A 13,664-nucleotide genomic window follows, 5' to 3' on the forward strand; every position below is an offset into this window, starting at 1 on the left:
GCCGGGCACAAATCCTACAATCATTCTTAATTCTTAATTATTAATTCTTAATTAACAAAAGGGAGCTGATACATTGATAGATTTGTATGAAATAACAGAAAATCTTAAAAGGTTCAATGCAATATTAAACGAGGTAGGTGGTTCCCTTTGACTTGGAAAAGTTAAAGGAAGAAAACATACTGCTGGAATCTGAAATGCAGGAGCCTGAGTTTTGGAATAACCAGGAAAGAGCTCAAAAAGTATCTCAAAAATTAAAACACAACACAGACAGAATAAACGAATATAAAAATTTAAAACAGCAGGTGGAGGAAGTTGAATTGTTTCTTGAAATGATCAGGGAAGAAGACGACGAAAGCCATCTTTCTGATCTTAAAAAAAGCATGGATGAAGTTGAAAAACAGCTTGAAGATGCAAGAATTGTCGCTCTCTTAAGCGGAGAATACGATGAGAACAACGCAATATTGTCCATCCACGCCGGTGCCGGAGGGACAGAAGCCCAGGACTGGGCAGACATGCTTTACCGTATGTACTCAAGATGGATTGATTCACATGGATTTAAGTCCACTGTCCTCGACATACTTCCGGACACTGAAGCCGGTATTAAAAGTGTTACTCTTCTTGTAGAAGGGGACAATGCCTACGGATATTTGAAATCAGAAAAAGGCGTACACCGACTTGTGAGGATTTCACCATTCGATTCTTCAAACAGAAGACACACATCTTTTGCATCAGTTGACATCACACCGGAAATGACAGATGATGAAGAAGTTGAAATCAATGAAACTGACATCAGGGTGGATACTTTCCGTTCAAGCGGAGCAGGGGGTCAGTATGTAAACACTACAGACTCTGCCATCCGTATAACACACATTCCCACAGGAATAGTGGTGTCCTGTCAAAACCAAAGGTCCCAGCACGCCAATAAGGATTTTGCAATGAAAATGCTTAAATCAAAGCTGCTGGAAATCAAGAAGATGGAAAACAAGGAAAAAATTGAGGATATTCAAGGAAAATACAATCAAATTGCATGGGGAAGCCAAATAAGGTCTTATGTATTCCATCCATACAGCATGGTAAAAGACCACCGCACAAATGCAGAAACGGCCAATGTACAGTCTGTAATGGACGGCAATCTTGATATGTTCATGAATGAATATTTGAAAATGAAATCTTTAAAAAGCAATTAAGAGTTAAGAATTAATAATTCTTAATTCTTAATTTAAACAAGTAAGGGGAGAGAAAATGTTAGATATAAACAAATTATTATGCCAAGAGTTCAATATAAAAGCATTTCAGGTTGAAAATACAATCAAGCTTATTGATGAGGGAAACACAATTCCTTTTATAGCACGTTACCGTAAGGAACAGACAGGTTCCCTTGATGACGTTGTTCTTAGAGACTTGTACGAAAGACTCATGTATTTGAGAAATCTTGAAGCAAGAAAAGAAGAAGTTGTGAGACTCATTGAAGAACAAGGAAAACTTACAGAAGAACTTAAAAGTGAAATCTTAAGTGCCGATGTTCTTCAGCGTGTTGAAGACTTATACAGACCTTTCAAACAGAAAAAGTCAACACGTGCTTCAAAAGCAAAGGAAAAGGGACTTGAAGGCCTTGCAAATATTATTCTTGCTCAGGATGTTTTACAAGGTAATCTTGAAGAACTTGCTGCACCATACATAGATGAAGAAAAGGGAGTTAAAAACTCCAAGGAAGCATTTGACGGAGCATGCGACATAATTGCAGAAATCATATCTGACAATGCGGATTACAGAAAACATATACGTGAATTATTTGCAGCAGATGGAATATTAGTTTCAGAAGCAGTTGATGAAAATGAAAAAACAGTTTATGACATGTATTACAAATATGAAGAAGCCGTAAAAACAATCGCTAACCACAGAATTTTAGCAGTGAACAGAGGCGAAAATGAAAAGAAGCTTAAGGTAAAACTAAACACACCAGATGAAAGAGCAATAAATTATCTTAAGTCAAATGAAATTAAAAATGAAGCTGCCATAACTACTGAATATTACATAGCTGCAATAATGGACAGTTACAAGAGACTCATATCTCCTTCCATTGAACGAGAAGTGAGAAACATTTTGACTGAAAGGGCGGAAGAAGAAGCAATAAAGGTATTTGGAAAAAATACTAAAAACCTGCTGATGGTTCCTCCTGTAAAGGATGTTAGAATTCTTGCAATCGACCCAAGTTTCAGAACAGGATGCAAGCTTGCAATACTTGATGAAACAGGAAAATTCCTGGAACAGGGAGTAATTTATCCTAACGAACCTAAAAATGAAGTTGAAAAGTCTCAGAAAATAATGACTGAAATCATTAAGAAATATGATATAGATGTTATTACAATAGGAAACGGCACTGCATCAAGAGAAACTGAGCAGGTTGTTGCAGACATGCTCTCAAGAATTGACAAGAACATAACTTACACAATAGTATCAGAAGCAGGGGCGTCTGTTTACTCTGCATCAAAGCTTGCTCAGGAAGAATATCCGGATCTTGATGTTACCATAAGAGGAGCCATTTCCATAGGAAGAAGACTGCAGGACCCATTAGCTGAACTTGTAAAGATTGATCCTAAGAGCATAGGTGTTGGTCAATACCAGCACGATGTTAACCAGCCAAAGCTTGGTCAGGAGCTTGATGGGGTTGTTGAAGACTGCGTTAACAGCGTAGGAGTTGACTTAAACACTGCTTCTCCTGCACTATTGCAGTATGTGTCAGGAGTTTCCAAGACAATTGCTAAAAACCTTGTAAAATACAGAGAAGAAAACGGAAAATTTGTCAACAGGAAAGAACTTCTTAAGGTTAAGCAACTTGGAGAAAAGGCATTTGAACAATGCGCAGGATTCATGAGAATATCTGACGGGGACAATCCTCTGGACAGGACTGCAGTTCATCCTGAATCATATGAAATTGCTGAAAATCTTTTGAAAAAACTTGGATACACAATTGAAGACGTGAGAACAGGAAATTTGAAAGACATTAACGAACGCATAATGAATGTCAAGGTTAAGGAAGATGACAGTAAATTAAAAATGACATCCAAAAACAACAGGCTCCATGGACTTGAAGCTCTGGCTCAAGTAAACTTCAAGCAGGAAAAAAAGCTGCCAAAAGAAAATTACCAGGCAAAAGTGAAGGTTCTTGCTGATGAACTGAGTATTGGAGTTCCAACACTCACTGATATAATTGAAGAACTTAAAAAACCAGGAAGAGATCCGAGAGACGAAATGCCGAAAGTAATATTCAGAAGCGACGTTGTTAAGTTTGAAGACATGGAAGTTGGAATGAAACTCACGGGAACAGTAAGAAATGTTGTGGATTTTGGTGCTTTCGTAGACATAGGAGTTAAACAAGACGGACTGGTACACCTTTCTGAAATGAGCGACAAATACATTAAAAATCCTATGGAAGTAGTCCAGGTTGGAGACAATGTCAATGTGACAATCATCAGCATTGACAAGGAAAGACAAAGAATCGGCCTCAGCATGAAAACAAAGAAAAATTAGGAGATTTAAATGATTGATACAATAATATTTGATTTTGACGGTACTTTGGCAAATACAAATCAAATGATCATAAATTCCTTCAGACACATATATAGTTCTTTCCTGGAAGAAGAATGCAGCGAAGAATACATCATGAGTACATTTGGAGAACCTTTGGAGCTTACCCTCAGAAGAGATTTCGGGAAGTTTCCGTTCGAAGATGTAATCGAGGCTTACAGAAACTACCAGCGAGACCGTTTTAACCAAGAAGTTACTCTTTATGAAACGGTGGAAGAAACATTGAAATATCTGAAAAGCAAAAACATAAAACTTGGAATTGCCACATCAAGGCTGAGGCACTCCACAGTGTCAGCCCTTGAAAATTTCAACATTGCATGTTACTTCGATTCTGTTGTATCAGCCGATGATGTGCAAAAGCACAAACCAGACAAGGAACCTCTCATGAAAGTAATCAATGAACTCAATACTACAGCTGAAAGGACATTGTATGTGGGAGATTCAAAATTTGATATGGAATGTGCCATAAACGCTTCTACAACTCCTGTGCTTGTGGGGTGGCAGTCAAATTCCAGGGAACTGGCTGATAAATATAATATAAAGCATGTCCTTGACAAAATGTGGGACATAACTAAATTAATTTAAAAATTCGCCGGCTGGCTAGATGGCGTGCTGTCCAATAAAAGTCTTTTAATAAGTTTTTACTGGACAGAGCCATGCATGCGGCTGACTTGTTTTCCTTAAAATCCAAAGGCAAATGGATAAGAGGCAATATAAAAATGTAAAGGAAGGGTGGATTATGGAACTAAAAAATTTAATTGTTGGAAAAAATGAGGGCATTTGCACAATTACAATAAACAACCCTCAGACATTGAACGCTTTGAATGCAGAAGTGCTTAATGAACTTGAATTTGTATTTGACGGGCTCAAATGTGATGATGAAGTGTCAGTGGTTGTTCTCACAGGCGAGGGAAAAGCTTTTGTTGCAGGAGCTGACATTGCGTACATGAATACTCTGGACCCGGCAGGAGCTAAAAAATTCGGCCAGGACGGCGCAAGATTATTCAGAAAAATTGAAACATTGGACAAGACTGTAATTGCAGCAGTAAATGGTTTTGCACTTGGAGGAGGCTGTGAGCTTGCAATGGCATGCGACATAAGAATTGCATCTGTTAAAGCAAAGTTCGGTCAGCCTGAAGTAGGTCTTGGAATAATTCCGGGTTTTTCAGGAACACAAAGACTCCCGAGACTTGTAGGAATGGGAAGAGCAAAAGAACTCATATTCGCAGGCGGCCACATTGATGCTGAAGAAGCATACAGAATTGGTCTTGTGAACAAAGTTACAGAAAAAGAAACTCTCATGGAAGAAACATACAAAATGGCTGAAAAAATAAAAGCAAATTCAAGAACAGCCGTAAAATATGCCAAGGAAGCAATTAACAAGGGATTAGAAACAGACATAGAAACAGGAATTTCATATGAGTCAAACTTGTTTGCTCTGTGCTTTTCATGTGAAGACCAAAAAGAAGGCATGACAGCTTTTGCAGAAAAAAGAAAGCCTCAGTTCAAATAATAAATTATAAATTAATGTATAAAGAAAGGTATACGTTTGCACGGCCGTGATTGTGATAGTATTGGCAATTGTAGGTTGATTTAAAGTCAATGAAGACCGCGAATTTTTTTGCGGTCTTCATTTTTTAAAAAAATATGTAGTAAAATTGAACAAAATATCAAATAAGGGTTGAATTTTATTTTCTTTTTTAGTATAATCATAATGTTTGGTAATTGTCAAACAAAAGGGTTAAATTAACAGGTGAAAACTTGTTAAAGGGCGAAAATAAGGGTCAATAAAAAATTTAAGGGAGTGAAATGATGAATTTTCAATTAAGCAAGGAACACGAAATGGCAAGACAGCTTTTCAGAAGTTTTGCTGTCAACGAAGTGGAGCCATTGGCACAAGAAATTGACGAACAAGAAAGATTTCCACTTGAAACTGTTGAAAAAATGCAGAAATATGGTTTCATGGGAATTCCATTTCCAAAACAATACGGCGGACAGGGATGCGACTATTTAACTTATGCAATGGCAGTTGAAGAATTGTCAAAAGTATGCGCTACTACAGGCGTTATCGTATCTGCACACACATCATTGTGCGGTTCACCACTGTTGGAATTTGGAACAGAAGAACAAAAGCAAAAATATTTGACTAAAATCGCATCAGGTGAGTGGATAGGCGCATTCGGCTTAACAGAACCTGGAGCAGGAACTGATGCTGCAGGACAGCAGACAAAAGCAGTTCTTGATGGAGACAACTACATTTTAAATGGAAGCAAAATATTTATAACTAATGCATCTTATGCAGATGTTTATATAGTTATGGCAATGACTGACAAATCACAAGGAACAAAAGGCATTTCAGCATTCATAGTTGAAAGTACCTTCCCTGGATTTTCAATAGGAAAGAAAGAATTAAAAATGGGTATCAGAGGTTCAGCAACATGTGAACTGATATTTGAAGACTGTGTAGTTCCAAAAGAAAATCTTCTTGGAAAAATTGGACAGGGCTTCAAAATCGCCATGAAGACTCTTGACGGCGGAAGAATAGGAATAGCAGCTCAGGCTCTTGGTATTGCTCAAGGAGCAATAGATGAAACTGTGAAGTATGTTAAGGAAAGAAAACAGTTCGGAAGATCAATTTCTCAGTTCCAGAACACACAGTTCCAGTTGGCTGAAATGCAGACAAAAGTTGATGCAGCTAGACTCTTGGTTTACAGAGCAGCATGCAGCAAAGACGCAGGAGCAGCTTATGGAGTAGATGCCGCAATGGCAAAATTGTTCGCAGCAGAAACAGCAATGGAAGTAACAACAAAAGCTGTTCAGCTTCATGGAGGATATGGATACACAAGAGACTATCCTGTTGAAAGAATGATGAGAGACGCTAAGATAACTGAAATTTATGAAGGAACTTCAGAAGTTCAAAGAATGGTTATCAGCGCTAATATGTTGAAATAGGGAGGCAGAAGACGTGAATATAGTAGTATGTATAAAACAGGTGCCTGATACAACAGAAGTCAGACTAGATCCTAAAACAAACACATTAATAAGAGACGGCGTTCCAAGCATCATCAATCCAGATGACAAAGCAGGCCTGGAAGCAGCAATAAGATTGAAAGATGAAATAGGAGCACATGTAACAGTGGTTTCCATGGGACCACCACAGGCAGATTTAGCTTTGAGAGAAGCACTGGCTATGGGAGCAGACGAAGCAATACTTGTTACTGACAGAGCATTTGGAGGAGCAGACACATGGGCAACTTCAACAACACTGGCAGCAGCTCTTAACAATCTTGAATATGATTTGATAATTACCGGAAGACAAGCTATAGACGGAGATACAGCTCAAGTTGGACCTCAGATAGCTGAACACTTGAATCTTCCTAACATAAGCTACGCAGAAGAAATCAAAATAGAAGACGGACACATAATAGTAAAAAGACAATATGAAGACAGATATCACACAATAAAAGCAAAATTGCCTATACTCATTACAGCGTTGGCAGAACTCAATAAGCCTCGTTACATGACACCAGGCGGAATTTTTGATGCTTTCAGAGAAAAACAAGTAAAAGTTTGGACACTGAAGGATTTGACTGTAGATTTGGACAACATTGGCTTAAAAGGCTCTCCTACAAAGGTTAAAAAATCATTTACAAAGGGCGCTAAGTCCGCAGGAAAGGTATTTAACCTTGAACCATTGGAATCAGCTGAACTGATAGTTGATAAAATGAAAGAAAAGTTTATTTTATAGTAGGAGGCGGACGATGAATATTTCTGAATATAAAGGAATTTTTGTTTTTGCCGAACAAAGAGACCGTAAAGTACAAAAAGTAGCCCTTGAATTAATCGGAAAGGGAAAACAACTGGCAAAAGATTTAAACACAACAGTAACTGCAGTTCTTCTTGGACATGACATGATGGACGAAGCAAAAAAACTTTGCTATGCAGGAGCAGACAATGTAATTTATGTTGACGATGAAATCCTTGATGTATACATGACAGAACCATATGTATACACAATGAATAAAATAATCGAAGATAAAAAACCAGATATAGTAATATACGGAGCAACAGCAATCGGAAGAGACATGGCTCCAAGAGTTTCAGCAAGAGTTCACACAGGACTTACAGCAGACTGTACAGGACTGACAATTGAACCTGACGATGAAAATCCTGAAAAACTGAACCTCATGATGACAAGACCTGCATTTGGTGGAAACCTGATGGCAACAATAGCATGCCCAAATCACAGACCACAGATGGCAACAGTAAGACCTGGAGTTATGCAGGCACTGAAAATGTCAGATCAAAATCCAGTAAACATCGAGCAGTACAAGGTAGAAATTCCTGCAGACTGCAAGAATGTTGAAATACTTGACATCACAAAAATAATTCAGCAAAGAATGAATATAGAAGATGCTAAAGTATTGGTATCAGGCGGAAGAGGAATGCACGGCCCTGAAAACTATCCAATGCTTGAAGAACTGGCTGACCTTCTTGGTGGAACAATTTCAGCATCAAGAGCAGCAGTTGATGCAGGATGGGTGCCAAAAGACAGACAGGTAGGACAGACAGGAAAGACAGTAAGACCAAATCTGTACATTGCATGCGGTATTTCCGGGGCAATACAGCACTTGGCAGGAATGGAAGAATCTGATTACATCATAGCAATCAACAAGGATGCAACAGCTCCTATATTTGATGTAGCTGATGTTGGAATAGTCGGAGACATTTTCAAAATAGTTCCGCTTCTTATTGAACAATTGAAACAGGCAGCTAGCAAAGAAGATAAATAATAAAATTTTTCTTGCTTCATCAGGTGTAGCTGCTTCACGGTCTAGGAGTCCGGCAATTTCCTTGACTTTTAAAACTGGTTCAGCATTAGATTTTGCAAGAACACCCTTGGAAATATACGACTTCATAAACTTCGAATTCAGGTTTTGTTCTATTTTCATTCATTATACGGATATAGTCTTCCATTCCTTGAAATGTGTTGGCAAAAGTACGACAAGACTGTTGTAATTGATTATTCCATACCAAACGTAAGAATTACAGGATACAAGTCAATCGACTGGTCAGACCCGGAATACCTTTCACATTATTATGTATTCAGGGAACCAGAACCACATGAAATATACAACAAATGGAAGTATAATAGAGATACACTGTCACCTAATATCAAAGCATTGATGTATCTAAACGGCGATATCCTTCCGGAGCAGGGTATCTCAGGAGCCTGGCACAAAAAGAAGGAAGACTCATATTCCTGGATACAAAGACTGATTATGTATACCATGATGAGGATTCTTTCAACGGCTACGGAAGACTCATGAAAATGCCGGTAAACAAAGACTGGTAATAAAAATTGGTGAACAGTAACCCTGTTCACCAATTTTATATTAATTTACTTTTTTCTTACTTATTTAGTTTGCATTCCGCTTGAGCCCATGCCTGAAGATCCGCTCATTTGTCTCTGAGCCATCTCAACCAGTCTCTTAGTCATGTATCCGCCTACATAACCATTCTGTCTAGCAGTAAGGTTACCTTTGTCTACCTGTTCATAGTTAGTTAATCCCAATTCATTAGCTATTTCAGCCTTCATTTGGTTTAATGCTTGTTTTGCTTCAGGAACAACTATATTGTTGCTTCCACTGTTGTTTGTTGCCATAATTTTGTTTCTCCTTTCATGAATGATGTAGTGTTATTATTGTCAGTTGTGTTTAATTTAATCATGTAAGATATTGTTAAGTTGGTAAATTATACTTCCCGGGCCCTATCAACCTGAGTACATTTATGTTTTATGTATTGCAGGTCAATTAATTTACAAGATTAAATTTGTTCTGAAAATCAATTTGAGATTGACTTTCTAAACATATTATTGACACGAGATTTAATATAATACATGGCAAATTAATGAACAAAAGGTCGACTATTGGAAACATTTTAACTTGCATTTTATATTATTTCAAAATAATCATGTACTATTTATTAGTTTTGTGATAAAATTAAAAAGATAAAGTAACTAATTTTTTTAAAATTCATAAATTAATAATAAATTTAGAAAGGAGAATAAATAGGGAAGCTAATCTCAGATTATTGTATTATAGCGCCAGAACTTTTAAAGTTGACGAGGACAGAGTTATCGAATATTCGGCGGATGCTCTGCGGTGTAGTTACATCGAAATGGTTTCAGCAAATATGACGGGTGACTGTCAAAACAAAATGAAATCAATAACTTTCACATCTTAATGAAATAATATCAATCTGATTTACAATCCCACAATTAATTTATTGAAGTAAAACAAAAAAATCATAATATAATTAGTATTGTGATGATGGTAATTTTATCATTTGACTTTTTTGACATGTTCAAAAGTCATATTAAAAGCTTGGAAAATTTCTATTTCAAGCCTGGTTTTTAATTAAAAAAAGAATGGAGAATTGATATGTGCGGAATAGTAGGTTATATCGGATATGAAGATGTGAAGGAAATTATATTAGGCGGACTGGAGAAATTGGAATACAGAGGTTATGACTCAGCAGGTATTGCAATTGCCAATGACAACAACGTCTATATATGCAAAGAAAAAGGCAGAATAGCAAAATTAAGAGAATGCCTTGACAACAATGTTACAGGAATGCTTGGAATTGGTCACACAAGATGGGCTACACACGGAGTGCCAAACCAGATAAATTCACACCCTCACCAGAGCAGCTCAAAACGCTTTACTTTAGTACACAATGGAATAATTGAAAATGAAGTTGAATTGAGACAAAAATATTTAAAAGACACTAAATTTACAAGCGACACAGACACAGAGGTAATTGTTCAGCTTATTGAAAAATTCGTCTGTGACGGAGAAACAGTTGAACTTGCCATAAGACATACAATGAGCGAACTTAAAGGATCCTACGCCCTTGCAATACTTGACGGTGAAGACATGAACACATTGTATGCCGCAAAGAACAAAACTCCTTTATTGGCAGGAAAAGGCGAAGAATTCAACATGTTGGGCAGCGATGCCATGGCAATGATAAACCATACTAACTTGTTTTATGAAATTGAAGACAAGGAATTTTTGAAAATTACAAAAGATTCAATAGAAATATACACAATTTACGGCAACAAAGTCACAAGGGAGCCATACAAGGCAGACATAGATGCATCAGACACAGAAAAGGGAACATACCCTCATTACATGATGAAAGAAATTGAAGAACAGCCTTTTGTGATTAGAAAAATAATGTCAGAGTATTCCGATGAAAATGGAAACATGAACATCCAGCCTGAGATACTTGAAGATGTAAGAAACTGCGACAAACTATATATCATAGCATGCGGCACAAGCTATCATGCAGGACTTATTGGAAAGCAGTTCTTTGAAAAAATTGCAGGCAAACCAACAGAAGTTGTAATAGCAAGTGAGTTTATCTACAATATGCCTTTATTAACTGAAAAACCGCTTTTCATGTTCATTTCACAAAGCGGTGAAACAGCAGACTGCAGAGCTGTATTGGTCAAAGTAAAACAAATGGGTTACAAAACTCTTACGCTTACAAACGTAAAAGGGTCAACATTGTCAAGAGAATCAGACAACACCCTTCTCTTATACGCAGGACCGGAAATAGCAGTTGCTTCAACTAAAGCATATACAGCACAAATTGCTGTTCTTGCAATACTTGCTGCAGTGGTTGACAACAAAATTGACATCAATATATTCAAGGAACTTGGAAAAATTGCATATTCCATGGAAACACTGTGTGATGACAAGGACAATTACAAATTATTGGCTGAAAAGTATCTGAAAGACAGCAGAAACTGCTTCTATATAGGAAGAAGCATGGACTACTTCGTTTGTCTGGAAGCTTCATTGAAACTCAAGGAAATTTCCTACATCCAGACAGAAGGTTTTGCAGCAGGAGAATTAAAGCACGGAACCATAGCTCTCATTGAACACAACACCCCTGTAGTGGCAGTTATTACTCAAGAGAACATCAACCTTAACACAAGAAGCAACATAAAGGAAGTTAAGGCAAGAGGAGCAGCAACTCTTGTAATATCAATGAGGAAATTGAGCCAGGAAACAGACGAAATAGTAATCGACGATGTAAATGAATTGCTTTCACCACTGGCAACAATCATTCCGGCGCAATATCTAGCATACTATGCGGCACTCCTTCGCGGCTGTGACATAGATAAGCCAAGGAATCTGGCAAAATCAGTTACTGTAGAATAAATACGTGAGCTTCGCTGAATAAATTGTAGTCGTACAATAAAGTCGTTAAATGTACAATAAAGTTGTTAAATGTACAATAAAGTTGTTAACTGAAAAATGAATAATTATTCAAATAAATATATATGATTATTGTTTATAACAATGAAAGGTTTAAATTGATATGCTCTCCCAATAGTAAACAGTTGAAATAATAAAACTGTTTACTATTAGGAGAGCATTATTACATACTGTTGATTACTCAACTATTTTTTGTCTACTCCTCATCAATAGGGGACTCATATTTAAGACTCAGATTCCAACATTTATATTTCTCGTTATAGTCCAACACCATTGCACGAAATTCATCGCCTTCTGAAACCACGTTAAAAATATCCTTTATATATCCCTTATTAAGTTTACCGACATGAATACTTCCAGAGTACTTTTTACCGTAGTGGTTTATTTCAACTAAAGCAAAAGAAGGGATTACTCTGCTAACAACAGCGATAACCATATCACCTTTTTCCAGCGTTTCTTTACGTAGCAAACCAATGTCCTGTTTTCGGCCGATAGATAATGCACCTTGTAGTGCATAATGAACCATAAGTCTCCATTCATCAGATAGAATAATACCTTCATCTCCCTTGTGCTGCCACCTATAAGTTTGGGATGCTGGTAAATAATTTCCCAAGAATCCTAGACGATAAAGATCTTGCAGAACTTGATTGAATTTCTTCTCTAGGATGCTTCCAGAATAGTAGTCTGATATTCTGACTCTTAATTGTTGAACTGAAAATTTGGTTTTAAAGCCAGTAAAGCAATTAATAATCGTTTCTATTTCTTCAGCGGTGTAAAGTGCACGCATTTCTTCTTTAATTTCTAATAGGCTATCTAACGAATACTTTTTCTTTATGGCATCAAACACAGCTTGATTGAAAGATGTCTCGTAGGCCTTTATCGAACTTTGGACTGAGGATATCATTCGAACAATATCTCTAGGCTTATTCCAGCCATTATTTAGAATATAATTTGCTGGCTCAATATCATGAATTTTTTCTGGAAGCCATCGAGTGTAAATATCTTTATAATCAAGAATTTCTTTATTTTCGCTAATAAAAATTCGTTTAAGTAAAATCTGTATTATAGTCAGAAAAAATGAATTGTGATCCTAAAACTATTGTTAAATACGCTAAAAAATTATCTGTTGTTGAAAAAATAAATACAAGTATGGTAATTAAGGAAAGCAATATTGTAAGTGCAATAGAAAATAATTCTGACTATAAAGATGAATTGTTAAGCTTTATTAAGCTCAATCCCGGTTTAAGTAGAACTCAAATAAGGAACTTAATGAAAAAACAGTACATTTGGTTATATAGGCATGATAAAGAATGGCTTATGCAAAACTTTCCTGATAGTATTCCAAACAGCGAAATTGATTATAAATCTGATACTAGGGTTGACTGGAATGAAAGAGATAAGCAAATTTATAATGCTATTAAAACTGAATATGAGAAAATAATAAGTTCTGGGAAGTTAGTAAGAATTACAAAATCATTGTTAGGCAACCGAACTGGACTTAGCGGCTTGATTTATAACAATATTGAAAAGTTACCGATGACTTCTCATCTACTTGAGAAAATATGTGAAAGTGTTGAAGAGTATCAAATAAGAAGGATTAAGATGGTTGCTAAACAATTATATGAAAATGAAGGTGCAATTAAGAGATGGGAATTGTTAAGAGCTGCTGGAATAAGTAAGTTGTATGAAAATAAATTAAATACGTTTATTAATGAAATAGTATCTGAATACAATAATTAAACATTAAAAGTATTCAACTGTTTTAAACGTTAATCATTTACATTA

12 protein-coding genes and 1 pseudogene are annotated in these 13,664 nt (G+C 36.5%); 10 read left to right on the plus strand and 3 right to left on the minus strand.

Annotated elements, in window-relative coordinates:
* The first annotated feature begins 73 nt into the window (after window positions 1-73).
* From prfB to BN358_RS05650, 7 genes are all read left to right on the plus strand, one after another.
* Window positions 74-1,187 (plus strand): peptide chain release factor 2 gene (prfB, locus tag BN358_RS05620; RefSeq protein ID WP_157593255.1). Its coding sequence is split into 2 segments (ribosomal slippage): window positions 74-148 and window positions 150-1,187, totalling 1,113 coding nucleotides; the frame shifts between segments, so codons are not numbered across the junction.
* A gap of 55 nt (window positions 1,188-1,242) precedes the next feature.
* Entirely contained in the window at window positions 1,243-3,531 is a 2,289-nt protein-coding gene (locus BN358_RS05625) for a Tex family protein (RefSeq protein ID WP_019228232.1), read from the plus strand.
* 9 nt (window positions 3,532-3,540) lie between these two features.
* Window positions 3,541-4,173 carry an HAD-IA family hydrolase gene (locus BN358_RS05630; RefSeq protein WP_019228233.1) on the plus strand — a complete coding sequence of 211 codons (633 nt, stop codon included), beginning with the start codon at window positions 3,541-3,543 and terminating at the stop codon, window positions 4,171-4,173.
* A 154-nt stretch (window positions 4,174-4,327) separates the two neighbouring features.
* Entirely contained in the window at window positions 4,328-5,101 is a 774-nt protein-coding gene (locus BN358_RS05635; protein ID WP_019228234.1) for a short-chain-enoyl-CoA hydratase, read from the plus strand.
* 299 nt (window positions 5,102-5,400) lie between these two features.
* Entirely contained in the window at window positions 5,401-6,540 is a 1,140-nt protein-coding gene (locus BN358_RS05640) for an acyl-CoA dehydrogenase (RefSeq protein WP_019228235.1), read from the plus strand.
* 13 nt (window positions 6,541-6,553) lie between these two features.
* Window positions 6,554-7,336, plus strand: a complete 783-nt coding sequence (locus BN358_RS05645; protein ID WP_019228236.1) for an electron transfer flavoprotein subunit beta/FixA family protein — start codon at window positions 6,554-6,556, stop codon at window positions 7,334-7,336.
* A gap of 13 nt (window positions 7,337-7,349) precedes the next feature.
* On the plus strand, window positions 7,350-8,381 hold the full coding sequence (locus BN358_RS05650; protein ID WP_019228237.1) for an electron transfer flavoprotein subunit alpha/FixB family protein: 1,032 nt from the start codon (window positions 7,350-7,352) through the stop codon (window positions 8,379-8,381).
* On the opposite strand, the pseudogene BN358_RS25275 reads toward BN358_RS05650, so the two are convergent.
* Window positions 8,382-8,498: pseudogene (locus BN358_RS25275) on the minus strand (3-keto-5-aminohexanoate cleavage protein); the annotation flags it as partial.
* Window positions 8,499-8,525: 27 nt separating this feature from the next.
* Between BN358_RS25275 and BN358_RS05655 the strand changes: the two are divergent.
* Window positions 8,526-8,918 carry a hypothetical protein gene (locus BN358_RS05655; protein ID WP_157593257.1) on the plus strand — a complete coding sequence of 131 codons (393 nt, stop codon included), beginning with the start codon at window positions 8,526-8,528 and terminating at the stop codon, window positions 8,916-8,918.
* Between the two features lie 86 nt (window positions 8,919-9,004).
* Here BN358_RS05655 and BN358_RS05660 read toward each other — a convergent pair whose 3' ends face one another.
* Complete coding sequence (locus tag BN358_RS05660) at window positions 9,005-9,253, minus strand: alpha/beta-type small acid-soluble spore protein (protein ID WP_019228239.1); 249 nt, start codon at window positions 9,251-9,253, stop codon at window positions 9,005-9,007.
* A gap of 778 nt (window positions 9,254-10,031) precedes the next feature.
* Here BN358_RS05660 and glmS point away from each other — a divergent pair.
* Window positions 10,032-11,822: a glutamine--fructose-6-phosphate transaminase (isomerizing) gene (gene glmS / locus BN358_RS05665; protein ID WP_019228240.1), complete on the plus strand. Its 1,791-nt coding sequence runs from the start codon at window positions 10,032-10,034 to the stop codon at window positions 11,820-11,822.
* Window positions 11,823-12,075: 253 nt separating this feature from the next.
* Here the strand turns inward: glmS and BN358_RS05670 are convergent, their stop codons facing one another.
* A complete protein-coding gene (locus tag BN358_RS05670; protein WP_019228241.1) occupies window positions 12,076-12,783 on the minus strand; it encodes a hypothetical protein in 708 nt (235 codons plus the stop codon).
* A gap of 173 nt (window positions 12,784-12,956) precedes the next feature.
* Here BN358_RS05670 and BN358_RS05675 point away from each other — a divergent pair, with 173 nt between their 5' ends.
* The gene (locus tag BN358_RS05675) at window positions 12,957-13,619 is read left to right on the plus strand and encodes a TnsD family Tn7-like transposition protein (protein ID WP_019228242.1); all 663 of its coding nucleotides are present in this window, start codon (window positions 12,957-12,959) and stop codon (window positions 13,617-13,619) included.
* Window positions 13,620-13,664 lie beyond the last annotated feature (45 nt).

Origin of the sequence: Sedimentibacter sp. B4, from assembly GCF_000309315.1 — a bacterium.
Taxonomy (GTDB): domain Bacteria; phylum Bacillota; class Clostridia; order Tissierellales; family Sedimentibacteraceae; genus Sedimentibacter; species Sedimentibacter saalensis.